The organism is Gracilibacillus pellucidus (genome assembly GCF_033949965.1).
Classification (GTDB): Bacteria; Bacillota; Bacilli; order Bacillales; family Amphibacillaceae; genus Gracilibacillus; species Gracilibacillus pellucidus.
In genome coordinates this window covers 473,392-497,035 of record NZ_JAWZSR010000002.1, presented here as the reverse complement: position 1 = coordinate 497,035, position 23,644 = coordinate 473,392, and the positions used below count along the sequence as shown (strand labels likewise).

The 23,644-nt window shown below is 36.3% G+C and carries 19 protein-coding genes, 2 tRNA genes and 1 other annotated feature; of the genes, 5 read left to right on the top strand and 16 right to left on the bottom strand.

Going from position 1 to position 23,644, the window contains the following annotated elements; genetic code table 11:
• Positions 1-56 precede the first annotated feature (56 nt).
• The 16 genes from SH601_RS05715 to dnaA all read right to left on the bottom strand — a co-directional run bounded on the left by SH601_RS05715 (position 57) and on the right by dnaA (position 18,829).
• Positions 57-130 (bottom strand) — tRNA-Arg (locus SH601_RS05715).
• 84 nt (positions 131-214) lie between these two features.
• Positions 215-1,036, bottom strand: coding sequence for a pyrroline-5-carboxylate reductase (proC, locus tag SH601_RS05710; RefSeq protein ID WP_319957295.1), 822 nt, complete (start codon positions 1,034-1,036; stop codon positions 215-217).
• 120 nt (positions 1,037-1,156) lie between these two features.
• Positions 1,157-1,249, bottom strand: a tRNA-Ser gene (locus tag SH601_RS05705).
• A gap of 89 nt (positions 1,250-1,338) precedes the next feature.
• Positions 1,339-2,613, bottom strand: a complete 1,275-nt coding sequence (serS, locus tag SH601_RS05700) for a serine--tRNA ligase (RefSeq protein WP_319957294.1) — start codon at positions 2,611-2,613, stop codon at positions 1,339-1,341.
• A gap of 88 nt (positions 2,614-2,701) precedes the next feature.
• Positions 2,702-2,915 (bottom strand) — a binding site (T-box leader).
• A gap of 28 nt (positions 2,916-2,943) precedes the next feature.
• Positions 2,944-3,513 carry a pyridoxal 5'-phosphate synthase glutaminase subunit PdxT gene (pdxT, locus tag SH601_RS05695; RefSeq protein WP_319957293.1) on the bottom strand — a complete coding sequence of 190 codons (570 nt, stop codon included), beginning with the start codon at positions 3,511-3,513 and terminating at the stop codon, positions 2,944-2,946.
• Positions 3,514-3,533: 20 nt separating this feature from the next.
• On the bottom strand, positions 3,534-4,418 hold the full coding sequence (gene pdxS, locus SH601_RS05690) for a pyridoxal 5'-phosphate synthase lyase subunit PdxS (RefSeq protein WP_319957292.1): 885 nt from the start codon (positions 4,416-4,418) through the stop codon (positions 3,534-3,536).
• Positions 4,419-4,510: 92 nt separating this feature from the next.
• Complete coding sequence (locus SH601_RS05685) at positions 4,511-5,845, bottom strand: D-alanyl-D-alanine carboxypeptidase family protein (protein WP_319957325.1); 1,335 nt, start codon at positions 5,843-5,845, stop codon at positions 4,511-4,513.
• Positions 5,846-6,626: 781 nt separating this feature from the next.
• Positions 6,627-8,099: an IMP dehydrogenase gene (gene guaB / locus SH601_RS05680; protein WP_319957291.1), complete on the bottom strand. Its 1,473-nt coding sequence runs from the start codon at positions 8,097-8,099 to the stop codon at positions 6,627-6,629.
• A 331-nt stretch (positions 8,100-8,430) separates the two neighbouring features.
• Positions 8,431-9,522 (bottom strand): HD-GYP domain-containing protein, encoded by a 1,092-nt coding sequence (locus SH601_RS05675; protein ID WP_413775095.1) that lies wholly within the window; start codon positions 9,520-9,522, stop codon positions 8,431-8,433.
• A 14-nt stretch (positions 9,523-9,536) separates the two neighbouring features.
• A complete protein-coding gene (gene gyrA, locus SH601_RS05670; RefSeq protein ID WP_319957289.1) occupies positions 9,537-12,008 on the bottom strand; it encodes a DNA gyrase subunit A in 2,472 nt (823 codons plus the stop codon).
• A 68-nt stretch (positions 12,009-12,076) separates the two neighbouring features.
• Positions 12,077-13,996 carry a DNA topoisomerase (ATP-hydrolyzing) subunit B gene (gene gyrB, locus SH601_RS05665; RefSeq protein ID WP_319957324.1) on the bottom strand — a complete coding sequence of 640 codons (1,920 nt, stop codon included), beginning with the start codon at positions 13,994-13,996 and terminating at the stop codon, positions 12,077-12,079.
• A gap of 75 nt (positions 13,997-14,071) precedes the next feature.
• On the bottom strand, positions 14,072-14,356 hold the full coding sequence (gene remB / locus SH601_RS05660) for an extracellular matrix regulator RemB (RefSeq protein ID WP_319957288.1): 285 nt from the start codon (positions 14,354-14,356) through the stop codon (positions 14,072-14,074).
• A gap of 13 nt (positions 14,357-14,369) precedes the next feature.
• Positions 14,370-15,482 (bottom strand): DNA replication/repair protein RecF, encoded by a 1,113-nt coding sequence (gene recF / locus SH601_RS05655; protein WP_319957287.1) that lies wholly within the window; start codon positions 15,480-15,482, stop codon positions 14,370-14,372.
• A 58-nt stretch (positions 15,483-15,540) separates the two neighbouring features.
• A complete protein-coding gene (gene yaaA, locus SH601_RS05650) occupies positions 15,541-15,765 on the bottom strand; it encodes a S4 domain-containing protein YaaA (protein ID WP_319957323.1) in 225 nt (74 codons plus the stop codon).
• A 381-nt stretch (positions 15,766-16,146) separates the two neighbouring features.
• Positions 16,147-17,289, bottom strand: a complete 1,143-nt coding sequence (gene dnaN / locus SH601_RS05645) for a DNA polymerase III subunit beta (protein ID WP_319957286.1) — start codon at positions 17,287-17,289, stop codon at positions 16,147-16,149.
• 187 nt (positions 17,290-17,476) lie between these two features.
• Positions 17,477-18,829, bottom strand: a complete 1,353-nt coding sequence (gene dnaA / locus SH601_RS05640; RefSeq protein WP_319957285.1) for a chromosomal replication initiator protein DnaA — start codon at positions 18,827-18,829, stop codon at positions 17,477-17,479.
• 566 nt (positions 18,830-19,395) lie between these two features.
• Here dnaA and rpmH point away from each other — a divergent pair.
• The 5 genes from rpmH to mnmE all read left to right on the top strand — a co-directional run bounded on the left by rpmH (position 19,396) and on the right by mnmE (position 23,636).
• Complete coding sequence (gene rpmH, locus SH601_RS05635; RefSeq protein WP_018933824.1) at positions 19,396-19,530, top strand: 50S ribosomal protein L34; 135 nt, start codon at positions 19,396-19,398, stop codon at positions 19,528-19,530.
• A 95-nt stretch (positions 19,531-19,625) separates the two neighbouring features.
• Positions 19,626-19,988: a ribonuclease P protein component gene (gene rnpA / locus SH601_RS05630; protein WP_319957284.1), complete on the top strand. Its 363-nt coding sequence runs from the start codon at positions 19,626-19,628 to the stop codon at positions 19,986-19,988.
• A 92-nt stretch (positions 19,989-20,080) separates the two neighbouring features.
• Positions 20,081-20,875 carry a YidC family membrane integrase SpoIIIJ gene (gene spoIIIJ / locus SH601_RS05625; protein ID WP_319957283.1) on the top strand — a complete coding sequence of 265 codons (795 nt, stop codon included), beginning with the start codon at positions 20,081-20,083 and terminating at the stop codon, positions 20,873-20,875.
• Positions 20,875-21,555, top strand: a complete 681-nt coding sequence (jag, locus tag SH601_RS05620; protein ID WP_319957282.1) for an RNA-binding cell elongation regulator Jag/EloR — start codon at positions 20,875-20,877, stop codon at positions 21,553-21,555. Before spoIIIJ ends, jag begins: the two co-directional genes overlap by 1 nt.
• Positions 21,556-22,259: 704 nt before the next feature.
• Positions 22,260-23,636 (top strand): tRNA uridine-5-carboxymethylaminomethyl(34) synthesis GTPase MnmE, encoded by a 1,377-nt coding sequence (gene mnmE / locus SH601_RS05615; protein ID WP_319957281.1) that lies wholly within the window; start codon positions 22,260-22,262, stop codon positions 23,634-23,636.
• The last annotated feature ends 8 nt before the right edge of the window (positions 23,637-23,644 follow it).

Here is a 23,644-nt window from a genome sequence, read left to right as displayed (position 1 = left end):
TAAAAAAAGACTACCTCTTTTAATCAGAAATAGTCTGTCACCATTACCCTTCTATACGGCCCCGAGAGGATTCGAACCTCCGACACATTCTTTAGGAGAGAATTGCTCTATCCTACTGAGCTACGGGGCCACGATCATTATAAAGGGAAGAGAGATGATATATATTATCTTAATCAACTATCAGATAAATAGCAAGACTCTCTTCACTATCTAGTTATTTTTCAAACATTTCCCTTAACTCAGCAGAGCGTTTCGCTGTTGCTTCTAAACATGCAACGACTGCTTGTTGGAACTCATGCTCCGCCAATGTACGCAAGCCTACCTCTGTTGTACCACCAGGGCTTGTTATTTTTTCACGTAATACCGCTGGTGAGTCTTCTGATGCTTTTAACATGTCTGCAACACCTTTTATTGTCTGTTCCATTAATGGCTTGGCTTTCTCCTTATGTAATCCATTCGCTTCAGCAAATTGCTCCATCGCTTCTACCATATAATAATAAAAAGCTGGCGCACTACCTGCAAGAGCTGTATAGGCATCCATTTGCTCTTCCTCAATCAATGTAGTTGTTCCTATTGATGTCATGAGCTTTTCAATGGCTGTAATAGTCTCTTCACTTACATGCTTACCAGCTGCTATCGTTGACGCTGATTGTCCTATCATTGCAGATGTGTTAGGCATCACGCGAATAACGGCATTGTCACGAGCTAATAATTGCTCTATATAAGAAGTAGAAATTCCCGCTAATAAAGAGACGATAATTTTCTCTTCGCTAATAACTTGTTGGATCTCCGCAATAGCTGACTGTATACCTTTTGGCTTCATTGCCAATACAATAATATCGCTTTGTTTAATTGCCTCTTCTTTCGAATCTAATGTTCGTATGTGATAAGTTTCTTCTAATTCCACTAAGCGCTCTTTATTTGAACGATTCGTTGCAATAATGTTTTCACGTGAAACTATTTGTTTTGCTGTCATGCCAGAAATAATTGCTTCTGCCATGGAACCAGCCCCTAAAAACGCTATCGTATAATCCATGTGTAAACCACCCTTTATGTATAATAATTATAGTATAAAGGATAATTGTTTTTGCACAAAATAAAAAAACCGCTACCTCATAGATAACGATTTGAAATCTCCAATTTTGTGTTCAATTAATGGCGGAGGAGGAGGGATTCGAACCCCCGCGAGCCGTGAAGCCCCTGTCGGTTTTCAAGACCGATCCCTTCAGCCGGACTTGGGTACTCCTCCGTGTTTTGCTGACGACATTTAATAATATATCACATAGATTCAATGTCGTCAACATTTTTTTTAAATTTCATCTATTTTTTCGAAATAAATTATTGAATAACTGTTTTTCCACCCATGTATGGTACTAATACTTCTGGTACTTTAATGGTTCCATCAGCTTGTTGATAGTTCTCTATAATAGCAGCAACTGTACGTCCAATTGCTAAACCAGATCCATTCAATGTATGAATAAATTCTGGCTTCGCTTTATCATCACGACGGAAACGAATACCTGCACGTCTTGCTTGGAAGTCTTCAAAGTTAGAGCAAGAAGAGATTTCACGATACGTATCATTACTTGGCATCCAAACTTCAATATCGTATTTCTTCGCTGCTGTAAAGCCTAAATCAGCTGTACACATACTCATCACTCGATATGGTAGTTGAAGGAGTTGTAATACTTTCTCTGCATGACCTGTTAACTCCTCTAATACTTGATAAGAATCTTCTGGTTTAACCAATTGTACTAATTCTACTTTGTTAAACTGATGCTGACGGATTAAACCTCTTGTATCTCTTCCAGCAGAACCTGCTTCGGAACGGAAATTGCTACTAAAGGCAGTGAATTTTTTCGGTAACTCCTCTGCTTTTAAGATGTCATTACGATGATAGTTTGTTACCGGCACTTCTGCAGTTGGAATCATAAAATAATCCCAACCTTCTACTTTAAAGGCGTCTTCTTCAAATTTAGGTAATTGACCTGTTCCTGTCATGCTCGCACGATTTACCATGTGTGGTGGTAAAATTTCTTGATATCCATGTTCATCTGCATGTAAATCCATCATAAAGTTCCATAAGGCACGTTCTAACCTTGCTCCTAGGCCTTTATAGAATACAAAACGACTTCCGGTTACCTTTGCTGCTCTTTCAAAATCTAGTATGTCTAAATCTGTTGCGATATCCCAATGTGCTTTGCCTTCAAAGTCAAAGCTTGGTGCTACTCCCCATTTACGAACTTCTACATTATCGTCCTCTGTTTCACCGATAGGAGTAGACTCATGTGGGATATTTGGAATAGATAGCATTAACAGATCTAATTCTTCCTCCGCTTGATTTAACTCTTGATCAACTGTTTTAATACGGTCGCCAACTTGACGCATTTCAGCAATCATGTCATCTGCATCTTTCTTTTCTTTTTTCAAAACAGAGATTTGCTTTGATACTTCATTACGTTTTGCTTTTAATTGCTCTGTTTCGGCAATCAATGTTCTTCTCTTTTCATCCAAATCACCAAAACGATCTAAATCCGTTAAATCTTCTCCTCTGTGAGCTAACTTCTCCTTCACCTCAGCAAAATTATTACGTAACATTTTCAAATCTAACATAAACGAATACCTCCTAAAAAATGATGATAATTATTAAATGGAACAAAAATTATCCAAATAAAAAAACTCCCATCCCATACTGTTTAATAGTAGGGACGAGAGTTTTCCCGCGATACCACCCTGGTTGGAGAATAGACTTCTCCCGGCTTCTTTTGTGGATAACGGCTTACCGCCGGGTACATGTACTATCATTTCCATGCACCACTCCAGGATGGATTCACTTATCTTTTATACCGATTCACAGCAACCATCGGCTCTCTTTTATAAAACAATAAGCTACTATTTCCTGTCATTGCTTTTTAGCTATTTTACTTCTTATTTCTTATTATATTATTTTTCCACCATTTTGACAAAGTATTCTGTTAAACGGTGATCATCCGTTAATTCTGGATGAAAGGCACTACATAAATAATGGCCTTGTCTAGCCGCTACAATCTTATCTTGATAAGTAGCTAATACTTCAACCTCTGGACCAACTTCCATAATATATGGAGCACGGATAAAGACTGCTTCAAAGCTATCTGCTATACCTTCGAGCTCTACTTCTGCTTCAAATGATTCACGTTGTCTACCGAAAGCATTACGCTCCACTTTCATATCCATTAGCGCTAAGTGAGCATCTGCTTGTCCAGCAATATTGTTAGCTAATAAAATCAACCCAGCACAAGTACCAAAAATCGGCTTTCCTTGTTGACCAAAATCCATTAATGCATCTAGGAAGTCATATTTATCAATAAGACGACGCATCGTTGTACTTTCGCCACCAGGTATGATTAATCCATCTATATCTGCTAATTGCTCTTTATACTTAATGATAATCCCTTCAGCTCCAGATGCCTCAACAGAACGAATATGTTCTCTTACAGCGCCTTGTAAGCCAAGCACTCCGATTTTTACCATATTTACATACCCCTCACTAATTACCAACCACGGTCTTGCATACGCTCTTCAGGAGAAATGGTACTGATTTCTAAACCTTTCATTGCTGTACCAATATCTTTAGATACTTTTGCAATTAATTCGTAGTCTTGATAATGTGTTGTTGCTTCCACGATTGCCTTTGCAAACTTAGCAGGGTTATCTGATTTAAAGATTCCTGAACCGACGAAGACACCATCTGCGCCTAATTGCATCATTAAGGCAGCATCAGCAGGAGTAGCTACACCACCGGCTGCAAAGTTTACAACAGGAAGACGACCATGTTCTTTAATATTAAGAAGCACTTCATATGGTGCACCTAGATCTTTCGCATATGTCATTACTTCATCTTCACTCATATTTACAAGCTTACGTACTTGTGCATTTACTTCACGCATATGACGTACTGCTTCCACAATGTTTCCTGTACCAGGTTCCCCTTTGGTACGTAACATAGAAGCCCCTTCACCAATACGACGTGCAGCCTCACCTAAGTTACGATTACCACATACAAATGGTACTGTATACTCTTTTTTATTTAAATGGTATACTTCATCCGCTGGTGTTAATACTTCACTCTCGTCAATATAATCAACACCCATAGATTCAAGTACACGCGCTTCTACAATGTGACCGATACGTGCTTTTGCCATTACTGGAATAGATACAGCATTCATAACCTCTTCTACAATAGTAGGATCAGCCATACGAGCTACACCACCAGCTGCGCGAATATCAGATGGCACTCGCTCTAATGCCATAACTGCTACTGCACCAGCTTCTTCTGCAATTTTGGCCTGTTCTGCATTGACAACGTCCATAATAACGCCGCCTTTTTGCATTTCTGCCATCCCTCTTTTAACTCTATCTGTACCTATTTTTGACATACTCTTATTCCTCCTAAGTAGTTTAACTGTTAACGTTCCTTACATTATATAATAAACCTTTTGTAAATGCCAACTAGTATAATCGGAATTAATTAACTAAATAATCCTTTAAAGAAGTCAACTACTGTTGAAAATATGTTTGAGAAGAAATCACCAATTGCTCCTAGAGATAGCATGAACCAGTTAGCTTTCTCTACCGCAGTTGTTGTAACTAAGTCAACTCGTTGGCCATCTTCTCCATCAATATAACCGAAGTCTTCGTCTCCGTCATATACTAAAATAGCTTGTCCTACTTTTTCACCAGCTTCAATTGGTGCTTCCAATGTGCCATCATCTGTTAGCTTGTCTTGATCAATCTCATAACGAACACTGTATAAATCTTCTTCACCATTTTTCACCATTGTCGCGAATGGTTCAGCTGTTTCTACACCTACTGTTTTCTCTTTTCCTTTAGAAACTTGTAATTCTGATTCATCTTCTAATTGATAGTTTGCAGGGAATAATTCTGCACTTTCAAATTGATTGAAACCAAAGTTCATTAGCTTTTTCGTTTCTATAAAACGTTTCGATTCTGAGTCTGTTTTCATTACAACAGTGATAATACGACGATCGCCCTGCTGCGCTGTTCCTGTAAAACAATAGCCTGCTGCTTTCGTATGACCCGTTTTTAATCCATCAACACCATCATAAGCAAATTGTCTGAAGTTATCATTATCCCATGGCAACATCCAGTTTAAGTTCTCTAACGGTCTATCATCTAATTCAGATAACATCGTGCTAGAGTAATCTAATGCTTCTGGATAATCATTAACTAAATGATAAGCTAACAATGCTGCTGAACGAGCTGATAATAAGTTATCCGCATCTGGCTCCGTTCCTTCAGGGTGATATTCCCCTAAGTCTGCATTCTCTAATCCTGTCGAATTGACGAATTTATATTCAGGTAAGCCCATTTCCTCTGCTTTATCATTCATCATTTGCACGAATTCGCCTTCTGTACCTGCCACTAACTCCGCTAGAGCAACTGTTGTCGCATTATCAGAGATAATCGCCATTCCCTCATACAACTCACGAACTGTGTAATCCTTATCTTGGATTAATCCAATACCTGAAAAGCTATTGTTGGATGATAACCAGTAAGGATAATCATCTATTTGAATAGTTGTATCCCAACTGATATGACCTTGATCAATGGCTTCTAAAACTAAATACTCTGTCATCATTTTGGTCATACTAGCTGGTGGTAATTTTAAATCTGATTGTTTCTCAAATAATACCTTTCCTGTATTAGCATCAATTACAATAGCAGATTCTGCTTCTGTATCAACGCTCGCTCCTTCGACCGTTACATTATTAATCGAAAGGGTAGTGATCATTAATAATGCTATCACTACAATCAAACTCATTTTCTTCATTACTGCTTTCACCATCTCTACCTCCGACTATTTTTTTGCATGAGATCATTTTATCACAACTATCTCAAATAGGAAATAACGCTATGTAGCTAGTACAAATTTACGTAATATAAATAAAGAATATCCACTCATTTACGCAGTCTAAAAACGAAAGTGGACGTTGCTCCATGTTGAATACTCGATGAAAAGTGCTCACTCATTCTGATTGTTGGTTAGTGGATAACTAGCGCTACGTCAGAATGCTCCGCTTTCCACAGGCATGGCTTCAACTAACTTTTTCAACAAGAACGGTTGAAAAAGTGGATTTTCAGCTCATGCTATTCCTGTAGGAGTCTCCGTATTCTGCCTTCGCTAGATTTATGCTCTCTGATGTTTGAGAGAGAACAACGAAGGTTCTATGTCCATAGAACACGATAATCGCATGTGCTAAAGGTAGAGATATCCGTGCCACATATGTTTCTACTCGGGAAATGATTTTAACATGTTTCCACTCGCGAACAGTAGAACGCATCATACAGCGGAGACAAAACACGAAGACTCCTGCGGGAATAGTACGAGCTGAAGATCCATTTTTATGAAGTGATCTTCTTCATAAAAATTAGCTGAAGCCGTACCCGCGGAAAGCGTAGTGTTTTGTCGGAGCTCATGCTAGCAGTCATCATCAATAGAATGGAAGAGAGTCTAGCCCACAGGAGACTTTCGTTTTTAGACAGTGATAGTGGACGTATTAAAATGAGGCTACTTACACTTGATTATGCAGGTAGCCCCGTTCTTACGGTATTTTGTAGTTAGCTTAAGATAAAGAGTAGTTAGGTGCTTCTTTTGTAATTTGTACATCGTGTGGATGACTTTCACGTAATCCAGCACCAGTCATGCGAATAAATTGTGCGTCATTACGTAACCCATCAATAGTAGCTGTACCACAGTAACCCATTCCTGAGCGTAGGCCACCGAGTAATTGATGAACCGTATCTGCTAAAGGTCCTTTGTAAGCTACACGCCCTTCGATTCCTTCAGGAACTAATTTTTTCGCATCCTGTGAATCTTGGAAATAACGATCATTAGACCCTGCTTGCATCGCTGTAACAGATCCCATTCCACGATATACTTTATATCTTCTACCCTGGAAAATTTCTGTTTCTCCAGGACTTTCTGTTACACCAGCAAATAAACTTCCTAACATAACAGCATGTGCTCCAGCAGCGATTGCTTTAGCAATGTCCCCTGAATATTTAATACCACCATCTGCTATAACTGGAATATTGTATTTTTCCGCTTCTGTTGCACAATCATTTACGGCAGTAATTTGTGGCACACCTACACCAGCTACAACACGTGTCGTACAAATAGACCCAGGTCCGATACCTACTTTAATAATATTTGCACCAGCTTCAATCAATGATCTAGTTGCTTCAGCAGTTGCAACATTACCAGCAATAATATCTATATGAGGATAAGCCGCTCGCACTCGTTTTACTTGCTCTACTACACCTTGTGAATGACCATGTGCTGTATCAATCACTAAGACATCAACACCAGCCTCTACTAATTTATCAATACGTGTCATAGAATCAGCTGTAATACCTACAGCAGCACCTACTAATAAACGACCTTGCTTGTCCTTAGCAGAGTCAGGGAATTCAATTACTTTTTCAATATCTTTGATCGTAATAAGACCTTTTAATACATTGTTTTCATCAACAAGTGGTAATTTTTCAATTCGATGCTGTTGGAGAATTTTTCCTGCTTCTTCTAGCGTAGTCCCAACCGGTGCTGTTACTAAATTCTCACTTGTCATCACGTCTGCAATTTTAATCGAATAGTCCTCAATAAAACGCAAATCACGATTTGTTAAAATACCGACTAATTTTTGTTCTTTTTCATTGTTTACAATTGGTACACCTGAGATTCGGAATTTGCCCATTAAATGCTCTGCATCATATACTTGATTGTCTGGCATTAAGAAGAATGGATCCGTAATTACACCGCTCTCAGAACGTTTTACACGATCTACATGCTCTGCTTGTTCTTCAATTGGCATATTTTTATGAATAATACCAATTCCACCTTGTCTAGCAATAGAAATTGCCAACTTCGCCTCTGTCACAGTATCCATCCCTGCACTTAAAAAAGGAATGTTAAGTGTAATATTTTCTGATAGCTTTGTCTGTACTGATACTTCACGAGGTAATACATTAGATTCCGCTGGTAGTAACAACACATCATCAAACGTTAAACCTTCTTTACTAAATTTATCCGTTCTCATTAGTGAACCTCCTTGAAACTTTTGATTTTTTATAGGGAATAATACATGATAAATAAAAAAGGATGTAAATAAGTGGGGAATTACGCTAAAATCCATCACTTAAACACAGTTATACCATCTATTATTGATAGGGTAACTCTTAACTATTGTTATTTACAATACGATATGTCACAACCTTTTTCAACCCTTTTTTTTCGCTATTTAACGTGTTCTAACAGCATTTATGAACAAATCAACAATGTAAGTGATTACATTATAAAAGGATTAATTCTAACACTCAGACCAGATAACTTTTATACACAAAAAAACAGAAGATGCCATATCTCCTGTTTTAGTTGTTGATAATATTTTCAATAAAAATAGATCTTTTCTCATCTAAATTAACAATTTCATCATTGTCCATCAGTCGCACTGTTGGTCTTGTAGGTGCATTTTGATCAACAAATATAATATATGCCTCTTTACCATTTGAAAGTAATACACGTGTACCTATTGTATAGTACATGAGCGTATCTATGAATTTTTGCAAAATGGAATAATCATATTTTTGATACTTTACACGTAGCATCTCTTCCATGACTTTAAATGGGGATTGCCTTGTGCGATATATCCGCTCAGATGTCATTGCATGATACGTATCACTCACAGCAATAATCTTTGCGAAGGGGTGAATCTTTTCATCTTGTGTTCCTAATGGATATCCACTACCATCTATTCGTTCATGATGCTGTAAAACAGCTAATTTCATCTCTTTTGTGACAGAAGGGATATCTTCTATCATCCGATACGATAATGTCGGATGTTTTTTAATCTCATTATATTCCTCTACCGTTAGTTTTGTTTCTTTCACTAACCAATTTTCGCTTACTCTAGCCATCCCACAATCAGCTAAAATGGCTGCAATACCTACTTGCATCCAATCTTTCTCATATCCTATCTTTTTAGCCAAATGTGCTGATAATAGAGAAATAGCTATCCCATGGTGATAGAAGTAGTCGCGTTTGGAAGAAAACTTATGTAATAAAAATAAATCCAAACTAATATTTTTTAAGTGCTCAAGCAGTGGTGTCATAATCTTTCTAATTTGATAAATATCAACAGGACTACCACCTTGCCATTTAGTAAACATCTTTTTATAGCTTGCAACTGCATCAAGATACAAGGCTTCAAAGGAAGTAGTATGCTTCCTTTGATTTTGAGGCTTTGTATCGATTGGTTGTTCATTCACATGTTGTGGAATGAACGGACTACCTGACACTAACTTATTGGACACTTCAACAGCAGGAATTTGGAAATGTTTTAATACATGGATGTGTTTCTCATTAATGACAGTATTCTCATCAATAATCGGATGTCTTGTTCTACCTAATACCTGCTCAGTAATTATACATCCTGGTACTAGTTGCTCTGGATGTACCCTCAACCAGATCACACCCTTTACTCAGTTTCTATCTCTTCTTCATACTCTTCTTCTATTTCTTCTGGATCTACTTTCGCAACAGTTGCTACTCTTTCATCATCTTGTACTCGAATTAATCGAACACCTTGTGTATTTCGACCTGTCGTTGAAATTCCTTCGACTTGCATACGAATTAATACACCAGATACCGTCATAATCATAATATCCTCTTCCCCTGTAACATTCTTCACAGCAACAACTTTCCCTGTCTTATCTGTTACATTCGCAGTAAATATACCTTTACCACCACGATTTGTACGACGATACTCTTCTACTGGCGTTCGTTTTCCATAGCCATTTTCTGTTACGTTCAAGACGAACTGGTCCTCTTCTAAAATTTCCATCGAGACAACCTCGTCATCTTCACGTAAGGAAATACCCTTCACACCTGCTGCAGTTCTTCCCATTGGACGAATTTGGTCTTCTTCAAAACGAATGACATAACCATTTTGTGTACCAATTAAAATATCTTTTTCACCATCTGTTAAGCGGACAGAGATTAATTCATCTTCTTCACGTAAATTAAGTGCAATTAAACCACCTTTACGGATATTCGCAAATTGTTTAAGAGATGTTCGTTTTGAAATACCGTGTTTTGTCGTAAAGAATAAGTACCAATCTTCGTGGAATTCATTAACGGAAATAACCGCATTAATCCATTCACCTTGCTCTATTTCTAACAAGTTAATAATCGGAATCCCTTTGGCTGTTCGGTTAAATTCTGGTACTTCATATCCTTTGGAACGATAGACTTTACCTTTGTTAGAGAAAAATAGTACCGTATCATGAGTCGAGCAAGATACTAAATGTTCTACAAAGTCATCTTCATTTGTTCCCATTCCTTGAATACCACGGCCACCACGTCTTTGTGCTCGATAAGTAGAAGCTGGAAGACGTTTAATATAACCTTTATGTGTTAACGTAATAACGATATTCTCTTCTGGAATTAAATCTTCATCTTCAATTAGATCAATGCCACCAGTAACAATTTCTGTCCTTCTATCATCACTATATTTCTCTTTAATCTCTAATAACTCTTCACGAATAATTTCAAGAATTTTTGGTTCACTTGCCAAAATTTCTTTCAATTCGTGAATAAGGGCCATTATTTCATTATATTCATCTTCAATTTTTTCACGCTCTAAACCAGTTAAACGTTGCAATCTCATATCTAAAATAGCTTGTGCTTGTTTTTCAGATAAGTTAAACTGCTCCATTAAGCCAGTACGTGCTATCTCTGTCGTTTGAGATTGACGAATTAACGCAATAATAGCATCGATATGATCTAAAGCAATCCGTAAACCTTCTAAAATATGGGCACGAGCTTCTGCTTTATTTAAATCATACTGTGTTCTTCTTATAATGATTTCCTTTTGGTGCTCTAAATAATATTCCAAACATTGCTTTAATGTCAGAACTTTTGGTTGGCCATCTACTAACGCTAACATGTTGATACCGAACGATGTTTGTAAGGATGTTTGTTTGTACAAATTATTTAACACAACATTTGGATTAGCATCACGACGTAGTTCAATTACCATACGCATACCATTACGGTCTGATTCATCACGTAAATCAGTAATACCCTCAATACGTTTATCACGCGCTAATTCAGCAATTTTCTCGATCAATTTCGCTTTATTTACTTGATAAGGAAGTTCAGATACAAGAATTCTTGCTTTACCATTCGCCTGTTCCTCAATCTCTGTTTTAGCACGAACAGTAATCGATCCTTTACCTGTTTCATATGCTCGTCTAATTCCACTTCGACCAAGAATTTGCCCCGCAGTTGGAAAATCAGGTCCAGGAATATATTCTTCCATTAGCTCAGAAATAGAAATTTCCGGATTCTCACTAATAGCTAAAATCGCATCAATCGTCTCGCCCAAATGGTGGGGTGGAATATTTGTTGCCATCCCTACTGCAATACCAGAAGCCCCGTTAACTAAAAGGTTAGGAAATCTAGCAGGTAATACGATAGGCTCGCGCTCTGATCCATCATAGTTATCCGTATAATCAATTGTATCTTTGTTAATATCTCTTAACATTTCCATTGAGATCTTCGACATTCTTGCTTCTGTATAACGCATCGCTGCTGGTGGGTCCCCATCAACAGAACCAAAGTTTCCGTGGCCATCTACTAACATATAACGATAGCTAAAATCTTGTGCCATCCTTACCATTGCATCATAAACAGCCGAGTCACCATGTGGGTGATACTTACCGATTACATCCCCAACAATACGCGCAGATTTCTTATATGCTTTATCTGCATGCATACCTTGATCATTTAATGCATACAATATTCGACGGTGAACAGGTTTCATTCCGTCCCTGACATCTGGTAATGCACGGGATACAATTACACTCATCGCATAATCTAAGAAAGATGTACGCATTTCTTGCCCGATATTAATTTCTTGAACTTGTGGACGATTATGATCCACCATATTTGATTACCTCCTATTTCACTGCAAGAAAATCTGAACAATCTAAACAAACTAGTAAAACAAGTTGTTTAGATGTCCAAATTCTTCACATATACCGCATTATCTTGTATAAAGTTACGACGTGGCTCTACTTTATCGCCCATCAACATATCAAAAATTTGGTCAGCTTCCATCGCATCTTCCAAACTAACTTGTAACAATGTACGGCCGGCAGGGTCCATTGTTGTTTCCCACAGCTGTGTCGCATTCATTTCCCCTAAACCTTTGTAGCGTTGCAAACCTGGCTTCGGTTGTTTTGGTAATTCGCTTAATAATGCATCTAATTCTTTATCTGAATACGTATAATGAATGGCTTTACCTTGTTTTATTTGATACAAAGGTGGCTGCGCAATATAAACATATCCATGATCAATTAACGGCTTCATAAAACGGAAGAAGAACGTTAATAATAAAGTTCGAATATGTGCACCATCAACATCTGCATCTGTCATAATGACAATTTTCTGATAGCGTGCCTTAGAGATATCAAATTCTTCTCCAATTCCTGTACCTAAAGCAGTGATAATGGAACGAATTTCATTATTTGATAAAATTTTATCTAATCTTGCTTTCTCTACATTTAAAATTTTACCTCTTAGTGGCAAGATCGCTTGGAAGTGACGATCACGACCTTGTTTCGCTGAACCACCGGCAGAGTCACCCTCTACGATATAAAGCTCACTAATTGTTGCATCACGTGATGAACAATCAGCTAATTTACCTGGTAAATGGGATACTTCCAATGCCCCTTTACGTCTTGTTAATTCACGGGCTTTTTTCGCTGCAAGTCTAGCTCGTGAAGCCATCAAACCTTTTTCCACAATAATCCTTGCTGTATTAGGATTTTCGAATAAAAATTTGGAAAATAGCTCACTAAAAGCAGAGTCTGTAATAGTACGAGCCTCACTATTTCCAAGCTTTGTCTTTGTTTGGCCTTCAAATTGCGGATCTGGATGTTTAACAGAAATAATGGCCGTTAAGCCTTCACGTACATCATCACCTGTTAAATTCGGATCATTCTCTTTGAATAAATTATTCTTTCTTGCATAATCATTAATAACACGTGTTAAACCAGTCTTAAATCCTGATTCGTGTGTACCACCTTCATGCGTACTAATATTATTAGCAAAAGAATAGATATTGCTTGCAAATCCATCGTTATATTGCAGAGCAACTTCTACTTGAATGTTATCTTCTTCTTTTTCAGCATAGAAGGGTTCGTGTAGTACCTCTTTAGAACGATTTAAATGTTCTACATATGAGCCAATTCCACCTTCATAGTAAAAGGTATCTACTTCACGTTCTTCGCGCTTATCTTGGATGGAGATACGCAAGCCTTTATTTAAGTATGCTAATTCACGTAATCTAGTTGCTAATATATCGTAGTTATATACAGTCGTTTCTGTGAAGATTTCTGGATCTGGTTGAAAGTGTGTCCGTGTTCCAGTGATATCTGTTTCACCAACGACTTCTAATTCTTGAACTGTCTTCCCTTGGTTAAAGCGAATATAATAAACTTTCCCATCGCGATGAACATATACATCTAACTCCGTTGACAAGGCGTTTACAACAGAAGCACCTACACCGTGCAGTCCACCAGAAACTTTATATCCCCCGCCGCCGAATTTACCACCAGCGTGTAAAACAGTCATAATTGTTTCGACTGTTGGACGACCTGTTTTCTCATGAATACTCGTCGGAATCCCCCGACCGTTATCGACAACTGTAATACTATTATCTTTTTCAATAAATATTTCAATATGATCACAGTAACCAGCCAAAGCCTCGTCAATACTGTTGTCAACAATCTCCCACACTAAGTGATGAAGACCTCTTTCATTTGTTGAGCCAATATACATACCAGGTCGTTTTCGTACAGCTTCTAGTCCTTCTAAAACTTGAATTTGATCAGCATCATAGGACTGTTCTAGTGGCCTATTTTCTTCCATTGTCAATTCAATCACCTACATTCTCTCTCAATTGTAATCTCTATAAGTAAAGATATTAACTAGCGTATCGTGACACTAGTCATCACTATTTTCCGCATAATCCTCTAATCTGCTAATTGTAGAAATCATACTCGCTCGTTTTTTTAACGTTAAAACAGATAAAGGACTGTAATATACTTTGTTAGTAGTAATAACTACAGCCTTCACTAGCTCTTCATCTGATACAATTATCTGCTTTTTTCGTTTTAATTCCCCTAACATTTCATCGTTAATGGTAGAAGAGTTTACTAAGCTATAATCAATAATTCCTATCACATCTTCTGACTGAATGACATGTTCATCTCCAATGTGAATAAACATAATATCCCTACTTTTACTCGATTATTTTTCCGTTATCAATTCTAAAAATCTCTGCTTTTTCCAATGTTTGATGATGAATACCATCAACACTTGTCGTCGAAACAAAGGTTTGTACTTTACCTTCAATTGTATCTAATAAATGGGATTGTCTATAATCATCTAATTCACTTAAAACATCATCTAATAACAAAATAGGGTAATCATGGATTTCTTCATAAATCAACTCTATTTCTGCCAGTTTCAAAGACAATGCTGTTGTTCTTTGTTGCCCTTGTGAACCAAAGGTTTGCACATTTTTGTTATTAACATAAAAAACAAGATCATCTCGATGCGGGCCAAGTAGAGTAGTACCACGCTCTACTTCTTTTGTTTCCGTGCGTTCAAATGATTCTGTAAGAACTGTTACTATTTTTTCCTGATTGTCTTCTTCCGATACATCAACTGTGGGAGCATATTGTAAATCTAATCGTTCGATTCCCCTACTAATCCCCTGGTGGATTTCATATGCCCAAGAGCGCAGACGTTTCATAAATACAAAACGTTTCTCTAATATAATGGCTGCATGCTCAATTAATTGTTCTGTCAAGACGCGTAGCATAGTTAGATCACTGGATTTGCGCTTTTGAAGTTGTTTTAACAGATGGTTACGTTGTTTTAAAATTTTGACATACTGGCCAAGATGATATATATAAATTGGTTGAATTTGCCCTATTTCCATATCAATAAAACGTCTTCTAACTTGTGGGCTTCCTTTCACCAAATTTAAATCTTCAGGGGCAAACATAACAATGTTTAAGGCACCAATATAATCACTAAGACGCTTCTGTTCTAAGTGATTTAACTTGGCCTTTTTACCTTTATTATTAAATTGGATTTCTAACGGGAATTGCTGCTTTCTTTTTAATACACTACCTTCTATTTTAGCATAGTTTTCATCCCATTTAATTAATTCTTTATCTTTTGTTGTTCGATGTGACTTAGAAAATCCTAATACATAAATGGCTTCCATCAAGTTGGTTTTTCCCTGAGCATTTTCACCAATAATTACATTTATTTTATCATCGAACTGAACAGATAATTGCTCGTAGTTCCGATAATTAGTTAAACTCAATTGTTTTATATACATGCGAATTTCCTTCCGACATTAACCTTTTCATCAACGTATACTAAGCTGATCATTGATTTTATGACTCTTTTTTCGTCACCACGAACGTACCAACATCTTCGACAAAGACTGTATCCCCAGGGTAAAGTTTTTTACCACGTCGTGTCTCTAATTCGTCATTTACATAGACACCATTTTCTTGTAAAAATACTTTAATCATTCCACCAGATTCAAGTATATTAGCTAATTTTAAAAACTGGCCCAAAGGAATATAATCTGTTGAAATTTCAATTTGTTCTTCCATCATTTCACCTACTTTAACTTTTTTCACGGTGCAATTGTCCGTAAAATCCCCACTTTATCGTTTGAAGAGTAACAAGGAAGTTAAGTGGGGATAAACGAACACTAACTTCCTGATCATTTTCGCCAACAATCAGTGGAGTTATCGACTCAAATTGATTGAAGTCTTACTTTATGAAAGATATTGGTTACTAGTATAGCCCTTCTATCTATTTTACTAAACATTTGTTAAATATAAAAGCAAACCAACATAATTATTTTTAAGTTTGTGGAAAAAGGGTGTCTTAGATTTTTTAACATAAGGAACGGTCCTACATTCATCAATGAAAAACACACGTACTCAAAAAATAGTGAATACGTGTGTTTAATTGCCGTTTATTTAGAATTAAAATGTTCTTACTGGTAAAATCAATTGGAGTATTTGATCGTGCTCTAATGGTTTGATAATAAACGGTCGCATAGCTCCAGTGAATTCAATTTTCACTTGGTCCGTTTCCATGATTTTTAATGCATCAATCATATATTTCGAGCTAAAGGAGATTTTTAACTCTTCCCCATCCATTTTTGCAACCGTTATTTCCTCTTCTACTTTCCCAATCTCTGGTGAATTACTAGAAAGTTCTACGATTTGTTGATCTTTCGTTTGTAGGCGAATGACATTGTTATGGTTATCTTTTGCTAACAATGATGCACGATCAACTGCTTGTAGTAATGTTTTAGTGTCTGCATGGATCACTGTTTTACTCTCGTCTGGAATTAATCGAGATGTTTCTGGATATTTTCCGTCTAATAAGCGGGATAAAAAGTATAAATGATTTGTTTGAAAAGCGATTTGATTCTCGCTAATAGAGATTTGTATTTTATCATCTGTATCATCAAGAATTTTACTTAGCTCATTTAAACTTTTACCTGGAATAACAACTTGATCAAATGGGAATTCATCAATGATGTTTTCCAAAGGCAAATTACTTGCTGCTAGACGGTGACTATCTGTTGCAACAAAATGAATTTGCTCATTTTCCACAGTAAGATTAACCCCTGTTAAAATCGGGCGTGTTTCAGAAGTAGAAACAGCAAAAACGGTTTGTTTAATCATATTTTTCAATAGATTAATCGGTAGTTCAAAGTTTGTTTCTGTTTGAATTTGTGCTACTTGTGGATATTCTTCTGCATCTTGTCCATTCAAGTGGAATTCTGCATGTCCAGATTGAATCGTAATTTGTAATTGTTCATCAACTTCTATTTCAACCGTTTCAGAAGGTAATTTTTTGATAATGTCTGGGAAATATCTAGCATGAACAATAATTTCTCCTTGTTCAATTTCATCAATAAATTGAATACCTTCTTCTTCAACAGGAATAAAAGATTCAATTGTTATATCAGAATCACTACCTGTTAAAGTCAGTCCATTGTAAGTAGCTCGTATTTTTAATCCAGCTAAAATAGGAATGGTTGTTTTCGATGAAATAGCTTTTGTTACATGTTGAATACTTTCTATTAATTTATTTCTATTTATGACAACTTTCATGATTATCCTCCTTGAGGAATATATTTATTTATTATTAATAAAAGATCGTAATAATAGTAATAGGGGCTGTGATTATGTGGATAACTTAAGTTTTACGGTTTGATTAAAGTTATCCAGATGTGGACAACTTGTTTGTAGGCTTGTTCTGTTTATCCACAAAAATCACAAGCATCAAATAGAGAATGGACTACATTGATTTTAATTGTTCTTTGATATCCTCTATTTCTTTACTTAATAACTGATCTGTACCCATTAATTTTGATATTTTTTCGTGTGCGTGAATAACGGTTGTATGATCTCTTCCGCCAAATTCTTCTCCTATTTTAGGTAAAGAAAAATCGGTTAGTTCTCTCGATAAGTACATAGCGATTTGTCTAGGAAAAGCAATCGACTTTGTCCGTTTTTTTGCAGAGAATTCTTCTAATTTTACGTTATATCTTTTTCCAACCTCTTCTTGAATATGTTGAATCGTAATTACTTTTGGTCTAGAAGATGGAATGATATCTTTTAATGCCTCAGCTGCGAGGGATGCATCTACATCTTGATTGATTAAAGATGAATAAGCAACAACTCGAATTAACGCACCTTCTAATTCTCGAATATTTGTATCAATTTGATTCGCAATATAAAGCATTACTTCATTAGGGATGTCTAGTCCTTCTGCTTTTGCTTTTTTGCGTAAAATAGCAATTCTTGTTTCTAAATCAGGTGGAGTAATATCTGTAATAAGTCCCCATTCAAAGCGCGAACGCAGACGATCCTCTAATGTTGGAATTTCTTTTGGCGGACGGTCACTAGAGATAATAATTTGTTTATTCTCTTCATGTAATGTATTAAAAGTATGGAAAAATTCCTCTTGTGTTTGTTCTTTTCCGGCAAGGAACTGAATATCATCAATTAAAAGGACATCGACATTTCGATATTTATTACGGAAATTCACGGCTTTGTTATCACGAATAGAGTTAATAAATTCGTTTGTGAATTTTTCTGATGATAGATAGACTACCTTAGCAGATGGATTATGATCTAGTACATAATGACCGATTGCGTGCATCAAGTGTGTTTTACCGAGCCCAACACCACCATAGATAAATAAAGGATTATAGGCCTTTGCTGGAGCTTCTGCAACTGCGAGTGATGCAGCGTGAGCAAATCTGTTTCCAGATCCAATAACAAATGTTTCAAATGTATATTTATCATTCAACATGGATCTTGGTGAGGCTTCACTATTTTGTGTTGGTACAGTACTCTTTTTCTTTATTTGTTTTACTTCTTCTGATGGATCATTTGAGTTTTCAGGAATAACCAATTTCACAGCTAGCTTTGCCCCTGTTATTTCATATAATGCATCTGCAATAATCGTTGTGTATTTAGAATCTAGCCAGTCTCTAGTAAATTCATTGGGAGCAGAAATAATAACGGTATCTTCCTTTAACTCATTAACAGAAGTATTTTTCAACCATGTATCATAACTTGGTTTACTTACTCGTTCTTTGATTAATTCCAAGGTGCTCTGCCATAGATCTTCAAGATTTTCCACCAAAACCCCCCTCTCATTTATAGTATTCTTTTTCATAACGGTCTATAATAACTTGTGGATAAAAATAGACTGACAAAAAAGCGGAAAACCTAAAAATTAAGTTTTCCACAAATATGTGTATAAACTAATATACAAGGTGTGAATTTTTGTCCACACTGTATCCACACATTGTGGATAAATGTATATGCTTTACTTTTTATTCACAAACTAAAACACAAATATAATATCAAATAAAGCGGAATATTGCAATGGTTTCTCTCGACTTATCCACAATTTAGACAAAATGTGACTAGATATTCTACACATGTTCTTATTTTGTTAATAATATGTCGATAATATGTTTTTAAAGTCGATAAAATATATTGCATTTATCCACACACTTCTGTATTATAACAGAGGGAAAGATATCTTGTTATAGTACAGGAAAGGTTAAGAATCTTTTCTCTTATTCATTGGAGATTTGAAGTTTTTTGGTAGTAACCATTGACATGTAACTATCTTTAAAAGTATAATGAGTAAGACTGTCTAATCGATGATTATTAGATTCCTCAGGGAGGTGCATATAAATGAAACGTACATTTCAACCAAATAACCGTAAACGTAAGAAAGTTCATGGATTCCGTGCGCGTATGAGCACAAAAAATGGACGTAAAGTACTTGCTCGTCGTCGTAAGAAGGGTAGAAAAGTATTGTCTGCATAGGCCACTGATACACTCAGTGGTCTTTTTTCCATATAAGGCACATCTTTTATTTACCTAGAAAGTATTGTTTTTTCTTTAATGGAGGCGCACTAGTAATGAAGAAAGCATGGAGAATAAAAAAGAATAGTGATTTTCAGAAGGTATTCAAGAAGGGCGCTTCTTTTGCTAATCGACAACTTGTTATTTATTATTTACATAAGGATCAACAAGAGCATTATCGAGTTGGTTTATCTGTAAGTAAGAAAATTGGGAACGCTGTAGTACGCAATCAAATTAAGCGTTATATTAGACAAGCGTTTCTTGAATTAGATGTTATGATCAAGCAGGAATATGACATCATTATTATCGCAAGGCAACCGGTGAAAAGCATGGATTTTCATCAAATAAAGAAGAGTGTAAATCACTTGCTCTATAAAACAAAATTGTTAGAAGAGCAAGACCGAATGAAACGAAAGTAATTATTACTGTTATGGCTGGCTTATTAATAGTTGATAATGGTAAAATAATGTACGATAAAAAAGTGATAGTGTAGGAATTAAGGAGGAAAACGATGCGTAAGAAACTCCTCATTTTATTGAGTTTAGTTGGAGTGTTAGTATTATTATCTGGTTGTACACAGATTGATCAAGATATCACTTCTGAAAGTGAAGGATTTTGGAATAGTATTTTTGTTTATCCATTATCTTGGTTGCTCGTACATGTGGCTGAATTATTTCATGCTGAGTTTGGATATGGTCTTTCGATTGTCATTGTAACATTATTAATTCGTTTAGTGTTATTACCTTTAAACATTAAACAGATAAAAAGTTCTAAAGGTATGCAGGAAATCCAACCTAAATTACAAGAACTTCGTGAAAAATATAGCTCAAAAGACCAACAGACACAACAAAAATTGCAACAAGAAACAATGGAATTATTCCAAAAACACGGTGTTAATCCATTAGCAGGGTGTTTACCAATTTTGGTACAAATGCCGATTTTAATTGCGTTTTATCATGCGATTATGAGAACAGCAGAATTAAGAAGTCATGAATTTTTATGGTTTACATTAGGTGATCCTGATCCATATTATATTTTACCAGTGTTAACTGCTGGTTTTACATTTTTACAGCAAAAACTAATGATGGCCGGGAATGCTTCTGCAAATACGAATAATCCAATGATGCCTCAAATGAAAATGATGCTTTATATTATGCCTGTTATGATTGGTGTATTCGCGATCTTCTTCGCGTCAGCATTAGCACTTTATTGGGTGGTAGGTAATCTGTTCATGGTGTTCCAAACGTTATTAGTGAAAAATCCAATGATGAAGAAAGATGAGGCAAAGGCAGGAGGAGCTAAATAGTGAGACAAATAACTGCTACTGGTCAAACTGTTGAAGCAGCGGTCCAATCAGCATTAAGGCAGTTAAACATCACAGCGGACCAAGCCGAGGTGGATATTATTGACGAGGGGCGAAAAGGTTTATTAGGTTTATTTGGTTCTAAACCTGCCATCGTCAAAGTATCAAAAGTCGAATCACCAGCGACAAAATCGTCTGATATTGAAGAACAAACATCGATATCCACATCAGTTGATGCTGTAGAGCAAACGAAGCGGTATGTTGAACAAATCATTGCAGAGTTTCAAATAGATGTTACAACACATGTATCGGTAGATAAAAATGTAGTAACAATCGATTTAGCAGGTCCGCAAATTGCTTTATTGATCGGCAAACGTGGACAAACCTTAAATGCGATTCAATATCTGGCACAACTAGCGATGCATCAATATTCTGAGCAATATTATACGGTTATTATTGATGCAGAAGGATATCGTGAACGTAGAAATTCGACACTTGTTTCGTTAGCAAAACGATTAGCGGATCGGGCTGCTAAAACCAATAAGCAAGTGAAGATCGAACCAATGCCATCATATGAAAGAAAAATTATTCATACGGCATTGCAACAAAGAAAAGATATCGAAACGGATTCACAAGGAATAGAACCAAATCGATATGTCGTCATCAAACCGAAAGTAAAATAAAAACAAATGAAACGGGACTGCTGTACGATCAAATATCAGATCGTACACGCAGCCCCGTTTTTATATGTCCACTTACGCAGCCTAAAAGCGAGAGTGGACGTTGCTCCATGTTGAATACTCGATAAAAAGTGCTCACTCATTCTGATTGATAGCTAGTGGAAAGCTCATCGCTACGTCAGAATACTCCGCTTTGATTAAATTCTCTATTGTATGAGAGAGGAATACTTAGATTTTATGTCCTTTTATTAAGCGCATTTCTTTCGGAAATGAATCATCGTATTTCCACTCACAAACAGTAAAACGCATCATATAGCGGAGACACAACACGTAGACTCCTGCGGGAAAGTACGAGCTGAAGATCCATTTTTATGAAGTGATCTTCTTCATAAAAATTAGCTGAAGCCGTACCCGCGGAACGCGTAGTGTTTTGTCGGAGCTGTAACAGCACTCATCATCATTAGAATGGAAGAAAGCCTACTTCAACGTGAAGTTATCGCTTTTAGGCTGTGTAAGTAGTTGTTGATAATTTGGATTTGCGTAATAATATTAACATGTGGATAAGTATTTTTGATTTTAAGAGGGAAACTAAGTGTGGATATCTTTTCAAGTGATAGAGGTTTGTGATATTCTAATAAGTTAGTGATACTAAATGTAATGCATAAGTCAATTGATATAGATATGGAGTAAATAATGGGGGTGAAAGAATGGAAAATGATACAATAGCTGCGATTTCGACACCGATTGGCGAAGGTGCGATTGCAATCGTTCGGTTGAGTGGAGAGGAAGCAGTTTCCATTAGTAATAAACTATTTAGCGGAAAAGATTTAGCAACAGTTGATTCACACACGATTCATTACGGTAAGATGATTAATACCGAAACAAACGAAGTAATGGAAGAAGTAATGGTTACAGTGATGCGTGCGCCAAAAACGTTTACGAGAGAAGATGTAGTGGAGATAAACTGTCACGGTGGATTGGCATCTGTTAATCGATTGTTAGAACACATTTTATATCATGGTGCACGTCTAGCTGAGCCTGGTGAATTCACGAAACGTGCCTTTTTAAATGGTCGAATTGATTTATCACAGGCAGAGGCGGTAATGGATTTAATCCGTGCTAAAACAGATAAAGCGATGAATATTGCGCTAAAACAATTAGACGGGAAACTCTCTAAACTTGTTCAAGATTTACGTCAACAATTAATTGAAACAGTCGCACATGTTGAGGTAAATATTGATTATCCAGAATATGATGATGTCGAAGAAATGTCGCATCAAATGTTAAAGAAACAAACAAGAGAGGTATATGTTGAAGTAGAGAGATTATTAAGTATGGCAAAACAGGGAAAAATACTACGTGAAGGGATAGCAACTGCGATTATTGGACGACCAAACGTAGGAAAATCCTCTTTATTGAATGCCTTTGTTCAAGAAACAAAAGCGATTGTAACAGATATTCCAGGTACAACGAGAGATGTTATTGAGGAATACGTGAATGTTCGTGGTATTCCATTACGTTTAGTTGATACAGCTGGTATTCGTGAAACAGAGGATATTGTGGAACGAATTGGTGTGGAACGCTCTCGCCAAGCATTAAAAGAGTCTGACTTAATTTTGCTTGTATTAAACTATGGTGAGGAATTATCAGATGAGGATCGTAACTTGTTTAAAGCAGTAGAAGGTTTAGAATATATTGTGATTGTTAATAAAACAGACTTAGAGCAAAAGCTAGATCTAGAAGAAGTGAAACAACTAGCTGGTGATCAAAAAATTATTACTACTGCATTGATTGAAGATAAAGGGATGGATGCACTAGAAGAGGCAATTGCAGATACATTTTTTGCTGGAGATTTAGACAGTGGTGATCTAAGTTATGTATCAAATGTGCGTCATATCCAGCTATTACAACAAACAATGCAAGCATTGGATGATGCAATGGACGCGATGGATGCAGAGATGCCAATTGATTTAGTACAAATAGATGTAACAAGAGCTTGGGAATTACTCGGAGAAATAATTGGAGATACCGTGCAAGATAGCTTGATCGATCAGCTATTTTCACAGTTTTGTTTAGGAAAATAATTTGTAAA

Coding starts and splice junctions, on each gene's coding strand:
- pdxT (WP_319957293.1), bottom strand. CDS start 3,513: ATGGTAAAAATCGGAGTGCTTGGCTTACAAGGCGCTGTAAGAGAACAT.
- proC (WP_319957295.1), bottom strand. CDS start 1,036: ATGGATTATACGATAGCGTTTTTAGGGGCTGGTTCCATGGCAGAAGCA.
- rpmH (WP_018933824.1), top strand. CDS start 19,396: ATGAAACGTACATTTCAACCAAATAACCGTAAACGTAAGAAAGTTCAT.
- gyrB (WP_319957324.1), bottom strand. CDS start 13,996: ATGGAAGAAAATAGGCCACTAGAACAGTCCTATGATGCTGATCAAATT.
- dnaN (WP_319957286.1), bottom strand. CDS start 17,289: ATGAAAGTTGTCATAAATAGAAATAAATTAATAGAAAGTATTCAACAT.
- remB (WP_319957288.1), bottom strand. CDS start 14,356: ATGTTTATTCACATTGGAGATGAACATGTCATTCAGTCAGAAGATGTG.
- yaaA (WP_319957323.1), bottom strand. CDS start 15,765: ATGGAAGAACAAATTGAAATTTCAACAGATTATATTCCTTTGGGCCAG.
- spoIIIJ (WP_319957283.1), top strand. CDS start 20,081: ATGCGTAAGAAACTCCTCATTTTATTGAGTTTAGTTGGAGTGTTAGTA.
- pdxS (WP_319957292.1), bottom strand. CDS start 4,418: ATGTCAAAAATAGGTACAGATAGAGTTAAAAGAGGGATGGCAGAAATG.
- mnmE (WP_319957281.1), top strand. CDS start 22,260: ATGGAAAATGATACAATAGCTGCGATTTCGACACCGATTGGCGAAGGT.
- serS (WP_319957294.1), bottom strand. CDS start 2,613: ATGTTAGATTTGAAAATGTTACGTAATAATTTTGCTGAGGTGAAGGAG.
- recF (WP_319957287.1), bottom strand. CDS start 15,482: ATGTATATAAAACAATTGAGTTTAACTAATTATCGGAACTACGAGCAA.
- rnpA (WP_319957284.1), top strand. CDS start 19,626: ATGAAGAAAGCATGGAGAATAAAAAAGAATAGTGATTTTCAGAAGGTA.
- gyrA (WP_319957289.1), bottom strand. CDS start 12,008: ATGGTGGATCATAATCGTCCACAAGTTCAAGAAATTAATATCGGGCAA.
- guaB (WP_319957291.1), bottom strand. CDS start 8,099: ATGAGAACGGATAAATTTAGTAAAGAAGGTTTAACGTTTGATGATGTG.